1 protein-coding gene is annotated in these 312 nt (G+C 67.9%); it reads right to left on the reverse strand.

All coding sequences use genetic code 11. The annotated features are described in order from the left end of the window. Positions 1–312, reverse strand: a 312-nt coding sequence (locus EN869_RS33935) for an ABC transporter permease (protein WP_135916150.1), incomplete at both ends; no start/stop codon positions are given.

The raw sequence follows: 312 nt of genomic DNA on the forward strand, positions 1-312 counted from the left end.
CCCTGCACCAGCGCGTAGTCGCGCTGCAGGATCGCGTCCAGCACCAGCCGTCCGAGGCCGGGCAGCGCATAGATCTGCTCGACGATGACGGCGCCGCCGAGGAGATAGCCGAATTCGATGCCGCTCAGCGTCACCACCGGGATCAGCGCATTGGGCAAGGCATGGCGCCAGATGACGCTGCGCGCCGAGGCGCCCTTGCTGCGGGCGGTGAGCACATAGTCGTCGCTCAAGACGTCGAGCATGGCCGAGCGCGATCTACGGGTGACCGAGGCGCCGAAGGCGAAGCCGAGCGTGATGGCGGGCTGGATCAAC

Source organism: Mesorhizobium sp. M2D.F.Ca.ET.226.01.1.1 (assembly GCF_004022705.2).
Lineage (GTDB): Bacteria > Pseudomonadota > Alphaproteobacteria > Rhizobiales > Rhizobiaceae > Mesorhizobium.